Annotated in this window: 13 protein-coding genes and 1 pseudogene; 6 read left to right on the forward strand and 8 right to left on the reverse strand. The window is 60.6% G+C overall.

The window, feature by feature from the left end; all coding sequences use genetic code 11:
- Positions 1 to 24: 24 nt before the first annotated feature.
- Together HBH25_RS23660 and HBH25_RS23665 are read right to left on the reverse strand one after the other, a co-directional pair.
- Positions 25 to 888 (reverse strand): methyl-accepting chemotaxis protein, encoded by an 864-nt coding sequence (locus HBH25_RS23660; RefSeq protein ID WP_420708420.1) that lies wholly within the window; start codon positions 886 to 888, stop codon positions 25 to 27.
- Positions 880 to 1,650, reverse strand: a pseudogene (locus HBH25_RS23665) (MCP four helix bundle domain-containing protein); the annotation flags it as partial. The pseudogene HBH25_RS23665 and the gene HBH25_RS23660, both read right to left, overlap by 9 nt.
- Positions 1,651 to 1,848: 198 nt before the next feature.
- On the opposite strand from HBH25_RS23665, the gene HBH25_RS02985 reads away from it, so the two are divergent.
- Together HBH25_RS02985 and HBH25_RS02990 are read left to right on the forward strand one after the other, a co-directional pair.
- Positions 1,849 to 2,958 (forward strand): SMP-30/gluconolactonase/LRE family protein, encoded by a 1,110-nt coding sequence (locus HBH25_RS02985; protein WP_168081311.1) that lies wholly within the window; start codon positions 1,849 to 1,851, stop codon positions 2,956 to 2,958.
- 67 nt (positions 2,959 to 3,025) lie between these two features.
- Positions 3,026 to 4,339 carry a methyl-accepting chemotaxis protein gene (locus tag HBH25_RS02990; RefSeq protein ID WP_168081313.1) on the forward strand — a complete coding sequence of 438 codons (1,314 nt, stop codon included), beginning with the start codon at positions 3,026 to 3,028 and terminating at the stop codon, positions 4,337 to 4,339.
- A 19-nt stretch (positions 4,340 to 4,358) separates the two neighbouring features.
- Here HBH25_RS02990 and HBH25_RS02995 read toward each other — a convergent pair whose 3' ends face one another.
- The 3 genes from HBH25_RS02995 to HBH25_RS03005 all read right to left on the reverse strand — a co-directional run bounded on the left by HBH25_RS02995 (position 4,359) and on the right by HBH25_RS03005 (position 7,720).
- A complete protein-coding gene (locus HBH25_RS02995; RefSeq protein ID WP_324616853.1) occupies positions 4,359 to 4,640 on the reverse strand; it encodes an AprI/Inh family metalloprotease inhibitor in 282 nt (93 codons plus the stop codon).
- An 82-nt stretch (positions 4,641 to 4,722) separates the two neighbouring features.
- Positions 4,723 to 6,135: a serralysin family metalloprotease gene (locus HBH25_RS03000; RefSeq protein ID WP_168081317.1), complete on the reverse strand. Its 1,413-nt coding sequence runs from the start codon at positions 6,133 to 6,135 to the stop codon at positions 4,723 to 4,725.
- 148 nt (positions 6,136 to 6,283) lie between these two features.
- Positions 6,284 to 7,720, reverse strand: coding sequence for an aminotransferase-like domain-containing protein (locus HBH25_RS03005; protein ID WP_168081319.1), 1,437 nt, complete (start codon positions 7,718 to 7,720; stop codon positions 6,284 to 6,286).
- 442 nt (positions 7,721 to 8,162) lie between these two features.
- Between HBH25_RS03005 and HBH25_RS03010 the strand changes: the two genes are divergently transcribed.
- The 3 genes from HBH25_RS03010 to HBH25_RS03020 all read left to right on the forward strand — a co-directional run bounded on the left by HBH25_RS03010 (position 8,163) and on the right by HBH25_RS03020 (position 11,521).
- Positions 8,163 to 8,492, forward strand: coding sequence for a hypothetical protein (locus tag HBH25_RS03010; RefSeq protein ID WP_168081321.1), 330 nt, complete (start codon positions 8,163 to 8,165; stop codon positions 8,490 to 8,492).
- A gap of 185 nt (positions 8,493 to 8,677) precedes the next feature.
- Positions 8,678 to 8,983, forward strand: a complete 306-nt coding sequence (locus tag HBH25_RS03015; RefSeq protein ID WP_168081323.1) for a DUF6482 family protein — start codon at positions 8,678 to 8,680, stop codon at positions 8,981 to 8,983.
- 6 nt (positions 8,984 to 8,989) lie between these two features.
- Positions 8,990 to 11,521: a response regulator gene (locus HBH25_RS03020; RefSeq protein ID WP_218585483.1), complete on the forward strand. Its 2,532-nt coding sequence runs from the start codon at positions 8,990 to 8,992 to the stop codon at positions 11,519 to 11,521.
- Positions 11,522 to 11,601: 80 nt separating this feature from the next.
- Here the strand turns inward: HBH25_RS03020 and HBH25_RS23490 are convergent, their stop codons facing one another.
- Positions 11,602 to 14,163 (reverse strand): M10 family metallopeptidase C-terminal domain-containing protein, encoded by a 2,562-nt coding sequence (locus HBH25_RS23490; RefSeq protein ID WP_168081325.1) that lies wholly within the window; start codon positions 14,161 to 14,163, stop codon positions 11,602 to 11,604.
- 249 nt (positions 14,164 to 14,412) lie between these two features.
- On the opposite strand from HBH25_RS23490, the gene HBH25_RS03030 reads away from it, so the two are divergent.
- Complete coding sequence (locus HBH25_RS03030) at positions 14,413 to 17,031, forward strand: ATP-binding protein (protein ID WP_168081327.1); 2,619 nt, start codon at positions 14,413 to 14,415, stop codon at positions 17,029 to 17,031.
- Between the two features lie 43 nt (positions 17,032 to 17,074).
- Here the strand turns inward: HBH25_RS03030 and araH are convergent, their stop codons facing one another.
- The gene (gene araH / locus HBH25_RS03035) at positions 17,075 to 18,043 is read right to left on the reverse strand and encodes an L-arabinose ABC transporter permease AraH (RefSeq protein WP_168081329.1); all 969 of its coding nucleotides are present in this window, start codon (positions 18,041 to 18,043) and stop codon (positions 17,075 to 17,077) included.
- Positions 18,036 to 19,589 (reverse strand): L-arabinose ABC transporter ATP-binding protein AraG, encoded by a 1,554-nt coding sequence (araG, locus tag HBH25_RS03040; RefSeq protein ID WP_168081331.1) that lies wholly within the window; start codon positions 19,587 to 19,589, stop codon positions 18,036 to 18,038. Before araG ends, araH begins: the two co-directional genes overlap by 8 nt.
- Between the last annotated feature and the right edge of the window lie 18 nt (positions 19,590 to 19,607).

Raw genomic sequence — 19,607 nt, forward strand, 5'->3', positions numbered from 1 at the left:
CGTAAGTGCTGGAAGCGCTCATATTTACAGCTTGAACCGCCCTACCATTTGGTTCAGGTTCGAGGCCAGCCGGGACAGTTCATGACTGGAGGCGCTGGTTTGGTGTGCACCCTGGGCGGACCGTACGGATAGGTCGCGGATGTTTACCAGGTTGCGATCGACCTCTCTTGCCACCTGCGCCTGCTCCTCGGCAGCACTGGCAATCACCAGGTTACGTTCATACATCTGGCCGATCCCGCTAGCGATGTCTTCCAATGCGCGGCCTGCGCTCTGAGCCAGCGCCTGCGTGCTTTGGGCCCGGGTGGTACTGGCGGTCATGGAGGCCAACGCCTGGCTAGCGCCTTGGCGCATGCCAGACACCATCTGCTCGATTTCCTGTGTGGAATTCTGCGTCCGATGCGCCAGCGCACGGACCTCATCGGCCACCACGGCAAAGCCGCGTCCAGATTCACCCGCCCGCGCCGCTTCAATAGCGGCGTTAAGGGCTAGCAAGTTAGTCTGTTCAGCAATGGCGCGAATCACGTCCAGTACCTTGCCGATCTCTTGGGACTGGTCCGCCAAGCGTTGCACCACACCCGATGTAGCCTCTACATCGCCCGACAGGTCCTCAATAGCTGTGATGCTGTGCGATACCCGGTCCTGACCCAGCTGCGCCGCCTGGTTAGAGGCCTTGGAGGCTTCAGACGTGGACACCGCGTTACGTGCCACTTCATCTACGGCTGCGCTCATTTCATTGACGGCTGTGGCGGCTTGTTCGATTTCGTTGTTCTGCTGCTGCAAGCCTCGCTCTGCGTCTTCGGTGATAGTGTTCAAAGCCTGCGCGGCAGTGGTCAGGTGAGTCGAGGAGGTCGAGATCTCACCAAGTGTGTCGCGCAAACGTTGTTGCATCTGAACCAGAGAACCCTGCAATTGGCTGACCTCGTCGCGCCCCTGTACATCGATACGGCCGGTAAGGTCGCCTTCGGCCACTTGCTGCGCCGCCTGTACCGCCAGCCTCAGTGGCAGAACGATGCTGCGGGTCAGCCACCAGGCCAGCACTACCGTGATTAGGGCTGCAGCCGCAATCACCAGCGCCACCACCCATCGAGACTGACGGTACTCAACTGCGGAGGCTTCCCCCTCACGCTCTATGCCCTTGCCATAAACGTCGCCTAACGCGGCCAATTGAGCACCGGTACCATCGACCACCGGCTTCATAGTGACTAGCAGTAGCTGGTTCAATGCCTCGCGGTCACCGCGGCGTGCCAATGCAAAGGAGTCTGCCATACCGCGTTGGTAGGCGGAGAAATCAGCCTTGAACTTGTCATACAGCGCCCGTTCTTCGGGCGTATCCACATAGCTTTCGTAGTCGGCGATGTTCTGCATCAACGCCTTATTGCGGGCCTCGTATTGGCTGACGTAGGTGTCGATACTTGTAGGGTCAGGGTCCAGTGCCACCCGCAGCGAAATGGTGCGCACACGCAGCATGTTCTCCCGGATAGTGTCCACGATACGCAGGCTGGGAACCCAGTTGGTTTCAATCGCCACGGCCCTTTCGCGAATGCCCGACATTCGGGCCAGCGAAAACACCCCGAGCAGGGCCACCATCAGCGCAATAAGGCTGAACCCGAGCGCAGCGCGGGGAGCAATGTTCAAGTTACGTAGCGACATGAGGGCCTCAAGGGGGCAGATTGTTGTCAGTGTTGTATGACCTCTATGTCGACCTTCTTCCCCGAGGCTTGAATCGTTTTAACGACAGGCGCCGGTTTCACATCATAAAGCTGTCTGCTCTTTTCATGTTATGAGACATCCTATAACTGACATGCTAAGGTTCGGCTACACCCTAAAAACAATAGCTGGAGAACAAAGATGGGTAAAAACGACGTGCCGTCGGGCACGGTGCTGGCAGGTTCACGCCGTTCTTTTTTGAAGCAGTCCGCCACGCTGGCCGCCGCCACTGCAGTAGGCGCTGCCGCCTTGTCACGGGCCAGCACCGCCGCTGAGGCGATCAGCCAACGCTACCCCGATCCGTTGATCGAAGTACTCGACGACAGCTTCATGAGCTACCGCGTGTTCAATGCCGGTGTAGAGCGCCTTGCCACAGGCCTTCATTGGCCAGAGGGCCCGGTATGGTCCGGCGACGGTCGTTACCTGCTGTTCAGCGATGTGCCAAACAACCGCATCATGCGGTGGGACGAGATCAGCGACTCCCTGGGCGTGTACCGTTACAACTCCAATTTCTCCAATGGCCTGGCCCGAGACCGACAGGGCCGGCTGATCGTCTGTGAAGGATCGACCACCTCCACCGAAGGCCGCCGCGTTACTCGCACGGAGTACGACGGCCGCATTACCGTGCTGGCGGACCAGTTCGAGGGAAAGCGCTTCAATTCACCTAATGACGTCGTCGTCAAACGAGATGGTTCGATCTGGTTCACCGACCCGCCCTTCCAGACCGGCAACAACTATGAGGGTCACAAGATCACGCCAGAGCTGCCAGACGCGGTGTATCGCATCGATGGGCAAACCCTCAAGGTCACACGGGTGATCGACAACTTTGCAGGCCCCAATGGCCTGTGCTTTTCGCCAGACGAGCGCACGCTGTACGTAGTCGAGGGGCGAGCCAAGCCCAACCGGCTGATATGGGCGTATGCGGTCAATGCCGACGGCACCCTAGGCGAACGTCGCAAACACATTGAGGCCTTGGAGTACGGTGCATTGGACGGCATGCGCTGTGATGAGGACGGGAACCTATGGTGCGGCTGGGGCAGCAACGGGGCGCGGGAAGCCAAGCCGGAGATGCTGGATGGGGTGCGGGTGTTCAACGCCCAAGGCAAGGCTATTGGCCATATCCACCTGCCTGAACGCTGCCCCAACCTGTGCTTTGGCGGCACTGCAGGTAACCGACTCTTCATGACCAGCTCTCACTCCTTGTACGCCCTTTATGTGAATACGCGGGACGCCACGTTCAACCCGACGTGAGGTGGATCCCAGGCCTAAAGAACCTCCTGTGCGTGTCGATACGATGGCAAGCACAGGAGTTCATGCCATGTTCAATACACACCTCAAACAGCAGCTGGCTGCACAGGCTGCTGAGCTGCACCAGCTACGCCAGCTTCAGGAGAGCATGCGTTCGAGCATGATTGCCGTGACCCTGGACGCCGATTTCAATTTCACAGCGTTTAACGACCGCTTTCTCAGTACTGTCGGCTACCGGGCCGAGCAGCTTCAGGGCCGCCCGATGATGGAGATCATCCCTCGGTATGTGCTGGAGCTGCCTTGCTACCGCCGATTCCGCACGGCCATTGCCAACTTTGAAACGGTGGCTGACGATTATCGCTACTTGCGCGCCGATGGCACCCTGGCCTGGCTGCGCTTCCAGTGGCAACCCATACGCAACCTGGACGCCAGCCTGTCTCACATTCAGGGGTACGCCTATGACGTCAGCAAGGAATTGGAAGTCGCCAAGCAGAACGCGGCCTTTATAGACGCGCTGCTACGGTCCACGGCGGTGATCGAATTCAATGTGGATGGCACCGTGGTAAACGCCAACGACCGGTTCTTGCAAACCATGGGTTATACCCTGGAACAGCTGCGAGGCAAGCACCACCGTATGTTCTGCATGAGCGAAGAAACCAGCTCGCCCGACTACCAGGCGTTCTGGGCTCAGCTCAATAGAGGGCAGTTCATGGCCGGCCGTTTTCGACGCGTGGACAGCCGCGGTAACGAGGTATGGCTCGAAGCGACCTATAACCCTGTGTACGACACCCAGGACAAACTCTGCAAGGTCGTGAAATTCGCCAGCGTCGTGACCGACCAGGTGCGCCGTGAGGCCGAGGTGCGGGAAGCCGCCACCGTGGCCTATGACATCTCCCAGCAAACCGATGCGACCGCCCAGCGTGGCGCGTCTGTGGTGAGCGAGACCGTGGGTACCATGGAGCGCATTTCCAATGACATGCAATCGGCGGCCAACGTCATCGAGGCCATCGGCAAGCAATCGGTCGCCATTACCACGATCGTGCAAACCATTGGCAGCATCGCTGCACAGACCAACCTGTTGGCGCTCAATGCTGCCATTGAAGCGGCACGTGCTGGCGATCAAGGGCGGGGCTTTGCGGTGGTTGCTGATGAAGTGCGGCAGTTGGCAGGCCGTACCAGCACTGCGACCGAGGAAATTGTCACTGTTGTGCAGCAGAACCAAAAACTGGTGGACGATGCCGTGCGCGACATCAGCCTGAGCAGTGAACAGGCCCAGCAAGGCCTGGCATTGGCCAACCAGGCGGGCGCTGTGATTGTGGACATTCAGGAGGGGGCACGGCAGGTTGTGAATGCGGTGGACCGGTTTGCCCGCGAACTAAGTTAAGGCAACGGCTAGCGCAGTTCTACGGTACCTTTTCAAGCCATAGGGGGACACCCTGCCGGGTGTTCCCGCCATAGCGGCCCTTACCCACCGGGGTAAGCAACAACAGGGTTCGTTTAGCCCCGCTGGCAAACGCGACACCGTCGGGCTTGCTGGCCCAGGCCGTCACGGCCTCACCTAGCCATACGGCTTCGCAGCCTGTACCCCTAACCTTGCCGTCGCTTACCAGCGTCAGGGTACAGGGCTGCTGTGGGGTGTGCGCTTCGAACAGTTGCCACGTGCCTGCCAGCGCTGGCACGGGCACAGGTGCCAAGCTGCTAGCTGTGCACGGGGCCGTGGCGCTGATTGCCCAGCAGGCCACGCCCAACGCACAGGCCCTGAGCTTATTACACCACCACATCGGTGACATGAGCCTCGCCCAATATCCGAATGACGAAGTCGGCACCGTGGTCGCCATCGAAGTCCACCGCCAAACGTGTACCGTAGCCGGTGTCTTTGAGCACCGCGGCGCCAGCTGTACCGTCTAGCGTCGCGGCGAAGTGAATGGCCTGCCCGCCATCTCCTGCCAAGGCGGACAGGTCAATGCGGTCCTCTCCAGTCGTGAAATCCATCAGCCTGTCTGAACCGCCTTTGGCCGAATCCTCCCTCGCCGTGTAGACGAACGTATCGGCGCCCGCCCCGCCCCACAGCTTATCGGCGCCTCCGGCTCCGGCGATCAGGTCATTGCCCTCATTGCCTTTGAGTTCATTGGCAGCGTCGTTTCCGATCAGGTAGTCATTACCCGCCCCACCAAAGGCCTTCTCGATTATCACACCCTGAGCGATGGACACATTGCCTATCAGCCCGCCCACGTCCGAGAAGCTGGTGGCTTGCAGGTTGATACGCTGGTCCATGCTGTAGCCAGAGAAATCCAGGGTGTCGATACCGCCGGTGTCCCATACCGAGAAAATCAGCGTGTCATGATCCGTAGTGGCCATGGTTTCGGCACGGTTGCTGTTGGCGTTGAACCCATAAACGGTGCCACCGGACCGCGTTTGCAGGTTGGCGCCGTACAGCTGCTGGATAGCGGCAATGTCATCCATCAGTGGCGCGGAGGCGTAGGCGTTGTGGAAGTCTTGATGGGTGTTGAACTCGTCCCAGTAGCTCATCACCGAATAGCCCCGTGAGTCTTGCGCGTAGGGTGCATCATCACCATAGCTAAGTACGCCGTCCCAGGCGTTGTAATCACCTGGGTGGCCCAGCCCTAGGGTATGGCCGATTTCGTGCAGCAGCGTCTGCCCGCCATAGTTGTTGGTCGCTGCGTTGGCATTGTCCTGATAGCTGTCGCTTACCCAGTACCAGGACTGCCCTTCCCGGCTAGTGCCATTGGGGTAAAAGGCGTAGGCCGCTTCACTGGCAGACGTGGAATAGCTGGCCAGGGACAGGTGCCCGTCGCCGCCAGTCAGGGCCTGGGTGAACTTCACATTAGCGACATCGGCCCAGGCCTGCAGCGCCAGTTTGGTCTGGGCACGCTGCTGGTCATTGAAGGCGATAAAGTCACCGCGGCTGCTATCGAAATCGGCTGGGCGCACCTCGGTGAAGCTATAGCTCAGCACCACAGCGCCATCGCCGTCTTTGTCACGGAATTGATAGCCGTACCGGTCGATCTGGGCGCCCGCCTGGTCCACCGTATAGGAAGGGTGCCCGTCAGTAGTACCGACCCCTCGGTCGTAGGCATGGCGGAACGTATCCAGCAGGCTATACGCCTCACTGGGCTGGCGTGCGGGGGCAGCGTTGGATTCAAGCTCAAGGTCAGACATCAAGTTAACCCTACTGTAATGATAGCGAGCGTGGTATGGAGTGCATTGCACGGCCTCCCCGATGGCGTACGCTGGCACAGGCGCCATGAACCCGCCAGGCCCATCGTAAGCTTTTGTGACATGTGCAACGAAAGAACATGGCCAGCCCTCACTGCAGCGCCGCCACCTGTTGCGCGAGCAGTTTGCCTAGGGCTTCCATCGCCGCCTCGCAGCGGCTGTCCCAAGGGTTGCCGTAATTCAGGCGAATGCAATGACCAAAGCCCTGAGTGGCTGAAAACATGGGCCCAGGCGCCAGGCTGATGCCTTGGGCGAAAGCATCGTGGAACAGCGCAAGGGCGTTTACCTGGCGAGGGAATTCGAACCACAGGAAATACCCGCCGTTTGGCTGGGTGACTCGGGTTTGCGCGGGAAAGTACCGGGCAGCTGCATCTAGCATGGCGCGCTGCTGGTCCTCCAGCGCGTGCCGTAACTTGCGCAGGTGACGGTCGTATCCCCCATGTTGAAGGTAGTCAGCGATCGCCGCCTGTGCAGGCACTGAAGGGGACAAGGTGGTCATCAGCTTTAGCCGGGTAACACTGTCGGCAAAACGCCCTGCCGCAGCCCAACCTACCCGGTAACCCGGCGCGAGGCTTTTTGAAAACGAACTGCAGTGCATCACCCATCCCTCGCGGTCGAAACTCTTGACCGGCCGTGGTGGTGTGGAGCCGAAATACAGCTCGGCATACACATCGTCTTCGATCAGAGGCACTTGCTGGCGGGCCAGCAGGTCGCACAGCCGCACCTTGTCCGCTTCTGCGAGTGTGGCGCCCATGGGGTTCTGGAAATTGCTCATCAGCCAGCACGCTTTTATAGGCAGGCAGTCCAGTGAGTGTGCGAGCGCGTCCAGGTCCATGCCGGCGCCTGGCCGTACGGGAATTTCCACGGCGCGCAGCTTGAGGCGCTCCAGCACCTGCAGCGAGGCATAAAAGGCTGGGGACTCGATGGCGACCAGGTCACCCGGCTGGGTAACAGCCTGAAGGCACAGGTTCAGCGCTTCCATGGCGCCATTGGTGATGACCAGCTCGGACGCCGCAGGCGTTGCCCCACTCAGCCGGTAGCGCTGCAGGATGTGCCTGGCCAGGTCCGGGTTGCCGGCGGTCATGTCCGCAATGATGGCATGGGGCGACAACCGTTGCACTGCGCGGCCCATGGACCGTGCCAGGGGCCCGAGGGGAAACAGGCCAGGGCCTGGGAAGGCAGAACCGAACGGCACCGTGGCAGGGTCCCGCAGGGAGCCCAGCACCGAAAATACCAGCTCGCTGACGCCTACGTCGGTAGCCGCCGAAGGCAGGTGAGGCTGAGCTGTTTCTGCCAGGCGTGGCCGCCCCTGCGGGCGTACATAATAACCAGAGCGCTCCCGTGCCTGGATCAACCCGCGGTCTTCAAGCAGGTAATAGGCGCGAAAGACGGTTGCCGGGCTTACGCCGTAGCGTTCGCTGGCCTGCCGTACGGAAGGCACCCGTTCATTGACGGCCAGCACCCCTGCCCGAATCATGTCGGCGATCTGTTCGGCGAGGTGTTCATAGCGTTTGAGCTTGTGTGCCATTGGGGCCTCCCTGAGGGTGGCTATCATCCCGCAAATAACGGCTCCTGCCTATGCAAGTGGCAACCTCAAGGCATGCAGAACAGAGATTGTCGGACAATATGTAGTGCTTGTAAATTAACACTACATAATGGTTGACGGGCTTGAAACCCTTGAGCATGATGCAGCCATCTCATAGGCCAAAAGCCTGTGTAGTAACGGCGATTTGTCGGTCACGTATCCCGGCACGTGTTTAGGTAATGGCTCATAAAGCCGTTTGACGGCGCTTAGTCAGTGACAATGGCCAAGCCTGGCAAGCTATACACCCCCACCCACCCTGTTTGTTGCCTGCGTATTGGCGCGGTAACGGTTTTGCATGCCAAAAATTGCTGTGTAGTGTAGATCGCGCCCCACTACATGACCCGTTGAAGCGCTTCCAAGCCTCTTGTCGAGAAGGAGTTTCATCATGAATTTGAACAACCAGCCGACTGTTGACCAATTGGCCCAACTGCTGGCCGTACGCAAGGACCGTAACGACAGCCATATCCTCTGGGTGTGTGAAGCTGGCAACGTGCACGTAGAAGCCTTAGGGCCTTTGAGTGAAGAAACGCAGTTCGAACAGCAGCGCCCGGCCATGTGCGCCAGGCTGCGGACCTATCGGCGTGGGCTTGGGTATGTTGGGAAGAAAGCTGCCGCAGATCGCCACTTTGTAAGCCAGGTACTCAATACGTTGACGCAAGCTTGGCAAACCCGCACATCCGGCTCTGGCATCCATGTCATTGACCGGTACTACTAACGCCCGCCTAGCCCCCATGCGCTGGGGGTTGTGCCCTAATGCTACCTGGTGCGGCAGCGGGTACTAGCGGTAGCGTCTCCGTGCCTGCACAATAGTGGCGGATTACCGTGTGATGGCCACTGAACTCACAAGCGGTGCCCCTCTCGAATAGACAGTACCTACTATTGGATATTGGAGAGAACAGCATGAAGGTTAATGAAGTGGCTGGCAGCGTGAAAGCAGGCCAAGTGGAAGAGCTCAGGCTGGTCTCTGTGGAAGGCGGTTCGTATACGCTTCATGCCACAGTGGGTGGCACCTCGGAACGTGTACTCAATGCCGACGGTGACACCCTGCATGTTGCCTCTGTGGATCAAGCACGCAAATTGTTGGTAGATGTGCCGGACACTGTGCCGCTGTACCTTGTGCAGCCTGCCGTCTACGACGAAATGGTGGGCCTGGACAGTGGCCCTACCGACTCCAGGGAGCAGATCCCTTTACATAGCAGTCATTGAGCATACATGGACGTTCGCGCGGCGCAGGGCACCCGAGACCAGCTTCTGGCAGAGAATGCAACGCTTCGTGCGGAGCTGGACAGCCTTAAAGGCGACGTATTCGATGCCAGCGAAATCGGCTTTTGCATTATCGAAGTGCATTTCGATAGCCAGGGCGTGGCCGATAATTACCGCTTCCTCAGCGTGAACCGTTCATTTGAAAAGCACACTGGCCTTCACAACCCTGAAGGCCAATGGATGCGCGACCTGGTCCCTGATCACGATGCACACTTTTTCGAGGCTTATGGCAAGGTAGCCTTGACGGGGGAACCGGTTCAGTTTGAAAACGAAGCGCGCGCCCTGGGGCGGCACTTCATGGTACAAGCCGCGCGCATCGGTGCACCCGAACTTCACCGCGTGTCGGTACTGTTCAGTGATATTTCCAAACGGCGGCTTGCCGAGCAGGCGCTTGAGCAAAGCGAACGCCACTGGCGCGGGCTGTTCGAGCATTTCGATGAAGCCTTCGCACTGGCTGAGGTGGTTCGGGACGTTGCCGGTCAAGCCGTGGATTGGCACTTTCTGGACGTAAACCCGGCATGCTGCCAATTGCTTGATCGCCCTGCAGAGACAGTACGGGCGCGTACACTTCGTGAGTTGTTTCCCAACCTGGCGCCCGGTTGGATCGCCGACGCGGCGCGTGTGACCGAAACGGGGCAGTCCTGCCCTTTCATCCGCCCGCTTAACGACGTTCGACGCTGGTATGAAGGCCGCCTGCACCCACTCCCAGGCGACCGTTTCATGGTCATCTTCCAAGATGTGAGCGAGATAAGGCGTGCGGCACAGCGTCGGGAAGGGCTGCTCCACCTCAGTGACCGCCTGCGCACCATGGACAGCCCGGACGACATTGCAGGCACAGCGGCAGAAATCCTCGGCAATGTGCTGGAATCGGACCGCGCAGGGTACTCATTGGTGGGTGCAGAGCCTGGCACCGTGGATGTGCAGCGTGACTGGTCCAGCGATGGTCGCAGTTCCCTGGTGGGCGCTCACAATGTCAGCATCCTCGGCACGTATATGGCCGACCTGCTCAAGGGCGAGGTGATCGCCGTCAATGACGTGGAGACGGACACCCGAATCACGGGGCAGGAACGGTTTCACCAACTGGGTGTACGGTCGTTCCTGAATGTGCCGCTGATGGAAGGCGAACGGCTGGTGGCAATGATGTTCACGGCCTGCCGCCACCCTCGGGGCTGGGGCCAGGAGGACATCGAGTTCACCCGTGAGTTGGGGGAGCGCACACGCACGGCCATCGAGCGCCACCGTGCTGAGCACCAGCTTCAACAACTCAATGCCCGCCTCGAACAGTTGGTAGCCGAGCGCACCCATGAGCTGCTCCGCTCTGAAGAGCAGCTGCGTCAATCCCAGAAAATGGAAGCCGTGGGGCAGCTTACAGGCGGCATCGCCCACGACTTCAACAACCTGCTCACCGGCATTTCCGGCAGCCTCGAATTGTTGCAAGGCCGAATTAAGCAGGGGCGCACTCAGGATCTGGATCGCTACATCAACGCCGCCCAGGGCGCCTCACGAAGGGCTGCCGCCCTCACCCATCGCCTGCTGGCGTTTTCCCGCCGGCAGACCCTGGCGCCCAAGGCCACCCACGTCAACCGCCTGATCCGAGGCATGGAAGAGCTCATATCGCGCACCATGGGGCCCTCTGTGTCCATCATTAGCGATTTGAACCCTGACTTGTGGAGTGTGTTGATCGACCCACACCAATTGGAAAATGCCCTGCTGAACCTGTGCATCAATGCCCGAGATGCCATGCCGGACGGCGGCACGTTGACCATTAGCAGCCGCAACCGTGGTATCGACGAACGCGGTGCGCAGACGTTTGACCTGGCGGCGGGTGAATATGTGGCATTGGCAGTCTCCGACACCGGCACTGGCATGGCGCCAGACGTGGCGGCCAAAGCCTTCGAACCGTTCTTTACCACCAAGCCCATTGGCATGGGCACAGGCCTGGGCCTGTCAATGATTTATGGCTTTATCCGCCAGTCCGGCGGCCAGGCGCGTATTCACACAGAGCCGGGCAGTGGCTGCGTAGTGACCCTTTACCTGCCACGGCACTTAGGTGAAGTACAGGAGGCCCTGGTCACGCCTCAGTCGGCGCTGCCGCGGGCGCAGGTGGGTGAAAGCGTTTTGATCGTGGATGACGAGCCCACCGTGCGAATCATGGTGAGTGAGGTGCTCGAGGACTTGGGCTACCACGCCATTGAGGCGGCAGACGGGCGCGCTGGCCTGCAGATTCTCAACTCTGCTGCAAAGATCGACCTGTTGATCACCGATGTAGGATTGCCAGGCGGCATGAACGGGCGCCAGATGGCCGATGCTGCGCGGGTACAGCGCCCTGACCTGAAAGTGTTGTTCATTACCGGCTATGCAGAGTCCAGCGTGTTTGAAAACGGCCCTGCCCACCAGGGCATGCACGTGCTGACCAAGCCGTTTTCAGTGGACAGCCTGGCCCGCCGTGTACGTGGGCTGATCGAGCAAACCGCTCGCTAACGGCACGGCCCACAAAAAAAGCCGGCCCAGGGAAGCAGTAACGCCTCCCTGGGCCGGCTTTTTACGCCGCCAGGTACTGCTTAAGCGGTATGCTCAGGGTGCGCAGCGCCTACCAGCTCCACCTGTGCCGAAGGCTCAGGGGCGAACACGAATGCGTCGTTGCTCAAGGTGTGGCTGTAGTCGCCTTGCAGCGTGACCTGGAACTTGTGGCCCTCACTGTCTGCCTGGTTGCTACGAATGTAGGTCCGGTCGGCGTCACTGTTGTAGGTCACCTTGAGTGTGTCGTTGGCGCCATTCCCCAACCCTGTGAAGCCTAATGCTGAAACGTCGATCTGGTCACGGCCCGTGGTGAAGTCCGTGATCAGATCGGCAGCCCCAACATAGCTGTCACTGACAGCGTCGTAGCGGAAGGTATCCGAGCCCGCGCCGCCTGTGAGCCGGTCACTGCCCGCCCCCCCTACCAACAGGTCATCGCCCACGCTGCCTGCCAGGGTGTCATTGCCGCCCAAGCCCATCAGGGAATCATTGCCCCAATCGCCATACAGCGTGTCTGCATCCGCAGTGCCCTTGACATCAAGGTGGGTCAGTGGCTGGGAGGAATCCGTGCGGTCAGGGTCCGGGTTGGCAAACAGCACATTAGTGGCGGTGAGATCGTACAGGTGGTTGCCCTTGAGCAGGATCTCGAACCGGTTGCCGTTGGCATCAGCATCCAGCGACTTGAGCGCGGTGTAGTCGCCCGCCAGGTTCAAGACCACCTTCAAGGTGCCGTCATGGCCGTTGCCAAGGCCCGTGAAACCCAATGCGGTGAGGTCGATGCGGTCGTGGGCATTGCTGTTGAAGTCCACGATCAGGTCACGCTGGGCATAGCTGCCGCTGGCGTCGTTACGGTAGCTGTCGGCTTCACTGGTGTACACGAAGGTGTCAGCCCCTGTGCCGCCGATCAGGGTATCGCCGCCCGTACCACCGTACAGGCGATCGGCACCGCCATCGCCATTGAGGGTGTCACGCCCCGCTCCGCCCACCAAGGTATCGTCAGCGCTAGTGCCGACCAGCGTGTCGTTATGGGAGGTGCCTGTGGTAAGCGAGAAGAAGTTGCTAGTCCCCAGGGTATTCACATGATTGCCACTGAGGGCCAACTGGAAGCGGTTGCCATCGGCGGCCGCATCGAAGCTGGTCAGGTAGGTGGTGTCAGTGCTGGCGTTGTACGTGGCTTTGACGGTGCCGTTATGCCCGTTGCCAATGCCCGTAAGGCCCAACGCGGTCAGGTCGAGGCGGTCAGTGGCATCGTTGAAGTCGGTCACGCGGTCGCTATAAGAGGTAGTGGCCGTGCGGTAGCTGTCGCTCACAGCGTTGAAGCGGAACACGTCACTGCCCAGGCCACCGGTCAGCTGGTCCACGCCAGCACCGCCCACGATCACATCATTACCCGCGCCGCCGTCGATACGGTCATTGCCGGCGCCACCGCTGATCAGTTCATCCGAGCGGCTGCCTACCAGGTTGTCTGCCGAAGCACTGCCCCGCAGGATCAGCACGTCACTGTTGCTGTACACCTGGCTGTTGCTGCCCGGCGCGTTGATATCGCCGTTCTGGGTGCCATTGATAACGTTGCCAAACACCACGCTGCCATCCACGCCCGAACCGTCGGCCGGGATTTCCGCAACGCCCCAGGTAGAGCCTGCGCTGCCAGTGATCAGGTTGTCATACACGAAGTTCTGGCTGCCGTTGTCGGCACCCTGCGCGCGTATGGCCACTTCAGCCACATCTGACGTCTGGGCGTTGCTGTGTATCACGTTGTCGGACACTTCCACGTGGGTGGTGCCCTGAAGGTTCACGCCGGACCCACCGTTTTCGTGAATGTCCAGGCGGTAGACACCCCCGAACTCCACGCCCCGCACGCGCACGCCGTCGCCTGCGTTGTCGTGTACATCACCACCGATGATGCTGGCAAAGCCGGTATCGGCGCCATTCTCATTGTGAAGGTAGATACCGTCGGCACCGTTGCCTGAGGCATCGTTATCGGCCAGTGACAAGGCTTCGCTGCCTACGGTGGCATCAATCCCGTTACGGCCGTTATCCACGCCGCGGTTGTCCTGGAATGTAAGGGCAGGCAGGTTACCACCCAGGGTAAAGCCGTCCAGCGCATTACCCGTGGCAGTGCTGTTGCGTACGGTCAGGTTCACGGCCGGGTCTGTGAGGTCGAACCCACTGCCACTAAAGCCTTTGGCCGTCACTGTGTCCACCACCAGGTTAGTGACGCTGCCAGCACCGGCCTGTGACCAGCCGCTGATCGTCCCGCTGCCGCCCGCCTGGCTGCCGTCCAACGTCAGGTTGCTGACACTGGCGTCGCGCACGTTGCTGCCAGCATTCACGCCCAGCAACGAAGCTGTGTCGGCGCTGGCACCCTCTGCAAGCTTCAACACCGTCTGGCCTGCGCCGTCGCCTGTGAGGCTAACGTTGGTCTTCAAAGCCAGTGCGTTACCAGAGGCATCGCTGTCAGACACAAGCCAGGTGCCGGAGGGTACATACACCTTTCCGCCGCCTGCGGCAGCCGCAGCGTCAATGGCTTTTTGGATCGCCACGGTGTCGTTGGTGCTACCGTCGCCTTTGGCGCCGTAGTCGCGAATATCGAAAACCTGGGTCATGCACTGCTCCTGTCTGAGATCTGGACGCCTACCGTTCGGTCATGCCGGAGTCGCTTCAGCGAAACCCTTTGACCCGTATAAGGCTCTATAGTTGGCACAGCATAGGCGACTTCCGACGGAACGGCGTGTAGGGCTGTTGCTCCTATGTCTAATAAGCGCAGTACGAATGTATTAAATGGACATCACGGCGGTCATGCCTGGGTGGTTCACCGCGTGTTTTTTTCCGGCCTTCAAGGGATGTTTGCTTCGATGACCCCACCACCCAGCGTGCAGCCCGGCTCCTCAAGCCCCCCTTTTCTGCGCGGTGGCGGCGAGTTGGGCGAGTTGATACGTCGCTATGACTGGACCGCCAGCGGCCTTGGGCGCCCCTGCGATTGGCCGCAGAGCCTCAAGACCGTCACGGCCATGCTGCTGGCGTCTCCGGTGCCCATCGTGCTGCTGTGGGGCGACAAAGGCATCATGATCTACAACGACGCTTATTCAGTGTTCGCAGGGGGGCGGCACCCGCGCCTGCTGGGCTCGGAAGTGCGCAAGGGTTGGCCGGAAGTGGCCGACTTCAATGACAACGTGATGCGTGTAGGGCTGGCCGGCGGCACCCTGGCCTACAAGGACCAGGAACTGACCCTCCACCGCAGCGGGCAGCCCGAACAGGTGTGGATGGACCTGGACTACTCCCCAGTCTGTGACGAAAGCGGCCAGCCTGCCGGCGTGATTGCCATTGTGGTGGAAACGACTCAGCGGGTACTTGGCCGCCGCCACATCCAACACAGCGAGCAACGGCTACGTGCCTTGGTCAATGCCACGGCAGACCTTACCTACCGCGTATCGCCAGACTGGCGCGAAATGTGGCAACTGGATGGCCAAGGCTTGCTGCAGGACAACACCGAACCCACCAGGGCCTGGCTGGAAACCTATGTGGCCCCCCAAGACCTGCCACGGGTACGGGCCGCTATCGACTATTGCATAGCCCACGCCTGCAGCTTCGATATGGAGCACCAGGTTCGCCGGCTGGATGGCAGCGAAGGGTGGGTGCACTCACGCGCCGTGCCCCTGCGTGACGAGCGTGGCGACGTACTGGAGTGGTTCGGTGCGGCCACCGACATCAGCGCCCGCAAGCAGGCTGAAGACACCTTGCGCAGCAATGAAAGCCGGCTGCAGTTCCTGGATGCGCTGGGCAGGGAAACGGCCCGCACCACTGACGCCGACGCGATCATGGCGATCACCACCCGCCTGTTGGGCGAGCACTTGGGGATCTCGGTGTGTGCCTATGCCGACCTGGATGCAGACGAGGACGGTTTCACCATCCGAGGCGAATGGGCTGCGTCCGGTGCACAAAGCATCGTTGGCCACTATCGCTTGTCCAGTTTTGGCGCATTGGCCGTTAATAACCTGCGTGCGGGGCTGCCTCTTATTCTGGAAGACGCTACCACGCAGTTGAATGCTGCCGAAGGCGCCATTTACCGTCAGCTGGGCCTGGTCTCTACCCTGTGCATGCCGCTGGTGAAAGACCGCAGGCTGACCGCGTTGATGGCGATCAATGATCGCGTGCCGCGGGTGTGGACCTCCCAGGCGTTATCATTGCTCAGCGAAGTGGCCGAGCGTTCCTGGGCGCACATTGAACGGGCGCGTGCCGAAATAAGCCGACGTGAAGCCGAGGAGCGCTTCCGTCGTGACCTGGAGGCTCGGGTGGCGGAGCGTACCGAGGCGCTTCGTATCAGCCAGGAGCATACTCGCCGCACGGAACAGGCCCTCCAGCAAGCCCAGAAAATGGAAGCGTTGGGTAACCTGACCGGGGGCATTGCGCACGATTTCAACAACCTGCTCATGGCCGTGCTGGGCAGCCTAGAACTGCTGCGCCGGCGCATGCCAGACAACCCGCCCCTGTTGCGGCTATTGGACAACGCCAAGGCCGGTGCCGAGCGAGGGGCCAACCTGATCGCCCGGATGCTGGCATTCGCTCGGCGTCAGGAGCTGTGTGCCGAACCCGTCGAGTTGGGTGAACTGGTTGCAGGCATGAGTGAGCTGTTGCAGCGCTCCTTGGGCGCCACCATCGAACTGGACCTGGCAGTTGGCTGTTCGCCCGCCTGGGTACATACCGACGCCAACCAGCTGGAGGCCGCCTTGCTCAACCTGGCAGTCAATGCCCGCGATGCCATGGGCGGCCAGGGGCGAATTGTCATCAGTGCCCACCCTACTTACTTGAATGACAGCCAGGGCGCCCTGAAGGCCGGTGCCTATTGGTGCCTGTGTGTGGCAGACAGCGGCGAGGGCATGGATGAACAAACGCTCAAGCGGGCCACAGAACCTTTCTTCACCACTAAGGGCGTGGGCAAAGGCACAGGCCTGGGTTTGAGTATGGTCCTTGGGCTGGCCGAACAGTGCGGCGGCACGCTGCGCATGCGCAGTAAAGCAGGTAAAGGCACTACCGCCGAAATCTGGCTGCCGGAAACAGCCCCACCCTGCGGGGTTCAGGCTGCGGTCGAACTCAGCTTAGCGCCTGAGCCTAGTGCGCCGTTGGCGCTGCACGTGCTGGCAGTGGATGACGACGAACTGGTGTTGACCAATACCGTGGAGCTGCTAAGAGACCTGGGCCATCAGGTGCAGCCGGCGCATTCGGCCAGGGAGGCCATGGCGCTGCTTGAAACGCAATCCTTCGACGTGGTGATCACTGACCATGCCATGCCCCATATGACAGGCGCACAGTTGGCCGAACAGCTCAAGGCCCGCTACACCCAGCTTCCGGTGGTGCTGATCTCTGGTTATGCGGACGTGGCCCTCGGCCAAATGCCAGACGTGTTGCGGCTGGCCAAGCCGTTTTCGCAAGTGCAATTGGGGGATGTGATCAGGCGGGCCTTGGAGGCCCGCTGAGGGGAAGCCGACCTGCGCTACTGCAGCCCGGCCCTGAACGGTCTTAGCGCTGCTTCAAGCGGTCGATAATGACTGCCAGCAACAGGATGGTCCCACGAATCACGTACTGGTAAAAGGTGTCGATGTTTTTCAGGTTCATGGCGTTCTCAATGATCGCCAGAATCAGCACCCCGGCGATCACATGGCGCATCATGCCAATGCCCCCGGCCAGGGAAACACCGCCCAGCACGCAGGCAGAAATCACGGTCAGCTCGAAACCCTGGCCGATCATGGGCTGGCCAGAAGTCATGCGCGAAGCCAGCACTACCCCGGCCAGCGCACCCACCACGCCATGCACTGCAAAGATGATGATCTTGTTACGGTCTACGGCGACACCCGCCAGGCGGGCTGCTTCCTGGTTACCCCCAATGGCCATGGTGTTACGGCCATAGGTGGTGTAGTTCAGCAGCCAGCCGAAGAACAGGAAGCACACCAAGGTGATCACGATCGGCACGGGTACGCCATACAACTGGCCGTTGCCAAACACCGAGAAGTCTTCCTGCATCACACCCACGGCTTTGCCGTTGGAAAAAATGTAGGCCAGGCCCCGCACGATCTGCATCGTGGCCAGTGTAGTGATCAGCGCATTGATCCGCAGCTTGGCGATCACGATGCCGTTGATCAGGCCCACGATCAGCCCCATGCCCAACGCGGCGCCTACCCCCAGCGCTACGCTGTCGGTGTCACGCATCACGATGGCCGCGATCACCCCAGCACAGGCGATCACCGAGCCGACTGACAGGTCGAAATGGCCAGACGCCAGGCAGAACAGCATGGTACAGGCGGCAATACCGGTGGTGGAAATGGCCAGCCCCAGGCCGCGCATGTTCAGAGGCGACAGGAAGTTGTCGATAAAGATAGCGGAACACGCAAAGATGGCGATGGCCGCCAGCAGCATGACCCAGTCGTCCAGAAAACGACGCATGTTCAAACGGTGGGCGGAGATCAAAGGGGTTTGGGGTACGCTAGCCATGGTTCACCTCTTGTTGTTCTATGGCCCGATGAGCGCCGGGCAGGGCCAGTTGCAGCAGGCTGGATTCGTTTGCCCGAGTGCGGGGCAGTTCGCCAGTGATTACGCCTTCGCACATGGCAATCACCCGGTCGGAGATGCCGATCACTTCCATCAGGTCACTGGACACTACGATCACGGCCACACCGTCGGCCGCCAGGTTATGGATGATCTGGTAGATCTCTGACTTCGCACCGATATCAATGCCGCGCGTGGGTTCATCCAGCAGCAGCACCTTCATGGGCAAGGATAGCCAGCGCCCCAGAATGGCTTTCTGTTGGTTGCCGCCTGAGAGGTAGAGCATGAACTGGTCGGCCGAAGGGGTTTTTACGTTCAGGGCACGAATCTGCTTGACGGCGTTGTCGCGCTCCCAGCGGCCCCGCAGCAGGCAACCCCAGCGAGCATGACGAGGGCGCGCGCCAATGTTGATGTTCTCGCCAACGCTGGCCAGCGGCACGATGCCTTCCTTTTTGCGGTCTTCAGGGCACAGCAGAATGCCCGCCTGAATGGCATCCCGTGGCGTAGCCAGCTTCAAGCGCTTGTCATCGAGCTGCACGGTGCCGCTTGTGGCCGGTGTAAGGCCAGACAGCAAGCGCAGCAGCTCGGTGCGCCCGGCACCCACCAGGCCAAAGAAGCCCAGTACTTCCCCGCGGCGCACGGTGAAGCTGGCCGGCGCTTTCAAGCCTGGCCCCATCAGTTTATTCACGTCCAGGGCCACGGCCCCGTGGGGGCGCTCCCGGTAGTTGTAGATGTCCTGGATATCCCGGCCCACCATACAGGTGACCAGCTTGTCATGCGTCAGCACCGCCATGTCCTGGAACGTCTGCACATAACGGCCGTCCTTGAACACGGTCACCGCGTCGCAGATACGGAAGATTTCTTCCATACGGTGAGACACGTACAGCACCACCCTGCCCTCGTCCCGCAACCGCTGGATGATGTCCATCAACCGGTCAATCTCGCGAGCAGACAGGCTGCTGGTGGGTTCGTCGAAAGCAATCACCCGGGCGTCGTGGGACAACGCCTTGGCGATTTCCACCAGTTGGCGCTGGCCCAGGGACAGGTCGCCCAAGCGGGTCTGAGGGTGAATCTCGTCACCCAACCCACGAAGCAGCTCCTTGGCACGCGTATGCATGGCCCGGCGGTTCACGATACCCAGGCGTGAGGGGAAATGGCCCAACAACAGGTTTTCCGCGACGGTCATTTCCGGCACCAGGTGCAGTTCCTGGTGGATGACCACAATGCCGCTAGCCAGGCTGTCGGCGGCATTGCGGAACTTCAGGCTGCGTTCGCCCAGGCACAACTCGCCCTCGGAGGGCGTGTACGCCCCCCCGAGGATCTTCAGCAAGGTCGACTTGCCTGCGCCGTTCTCGCCCATCAGGGCATGCACCTGCCCGGGGTATGCCGTGAAGTTGATATCAGCCAGGGCACGCACCCCAGGGAACTGTTTGCCAATACCCCTGAACGACAGGGCTTCGGCGGGGCGCGCATTTGCAAGGGTCGACAACATGGGAACGCTCCTCGTTGC

Origin of the sequence: Pseudomonas quercus, from assembly GCF_012033695.1 — a bacterium.
GTDB classification, from domain to species: Bacteria; Pseudomonadota; Gammaproteobacteria; order Pseudomonadales; family Pseudomonadaceae; genus Aquipseudomonas; species Aquipseudomonas quercus.

What these genes read in the sequence shown, in the direction of transcription:
- HBH25_RS23660 (WP_420708420.1), bottom strand. Translation starts at nt 888, where the DNA reads ATGCAACAACGTTTGCGCGACACACTTGGTGAGATCTCGACCTCCTCG.
- HBH25_RS02985 (WP_168081311.1), top strand. Translation starts at nt 1,849, where the DNA reads ATGGGTAAAAACGACGTGCCGTCGGGCACGGTGCTGGCAGGTTCACGC.
- HBH25_RS02990 (WP_168081313.1), top strand. Translation starts at nt 3,026, where the DNA reads ATGTTCAATACACACCTCAAACAGCAGCTGGCTGCACAGGCTGCTGAG.
- HBH25_RS03000 (WP_168081317.1), bottom strand. Translation starts at nt 6,135, where the DNA reads ATGTCTGACCTTGAGCTTGAATCCAACGCTGCCCCCGCACGCCAGCCC.
- HBH25_RS03005 (WP_168081319.1), bottom strand. Translation starts at nt 7,720, where the DNA reads ATGGCACACAAGCTCAAACGCTATGAACACCTCGCCGAACAGATCGCC.
- HBH25_RS03010 (WP_168081321.1), top strand. Translation starts at nt 8,163, where the DNA reads ATGAATTTGAACAACCAGCCGACTGTTGACCAATTGGCCCAACTGCTG.
- HBH25_RS03015 (WP_168081323.1), top strand. Translation starts at nt 8,678, where the DNA reads ATGAAGGTTAATGAAGTGGCTGGCAGCGTGAAAGCAGGCCAAGTGGAA.
- HBH25_RS03020 (WP_218585483.1), top strand. Translation starts at nt 8,990, where the DNA reads ATGGACGTTCGCGCGGCGCAGGGCACCCGAGACCAGCTTCTGGCAGAG.
- HBH25_RS23490 (WP_168081325.1), bottom strand. Translation starts at nt 14,163, where the DNA reads ATGACCCAGGTTTTCGATATTCGCGACTACGGCGCCAAAGGCGACGGT.
- HBH25_RS03030 (WP_168081327.1), top strand. Translation starts at nt 14,413, where the DNA reads ATGACCCCACCACCCAGCGTGCAGCCCGGCTCCTCAAGCCCCCCTTTT.
- araH (WP_168081329.1), bottom strand. Translation starts at nt 18,043, where the DNA reads ATGGCTAGCGTACCCCAAACCCCTTTGATCTCCGCCCACCGTTTGAAC.
- araG (WP_168081331.1), bottom strand. Translation starts at nt 19,589, where the DNA reads ATGTTGTCGACCCTTGCAAATGCGCGCCCCGCCGAAGCCCTGTCGTTC.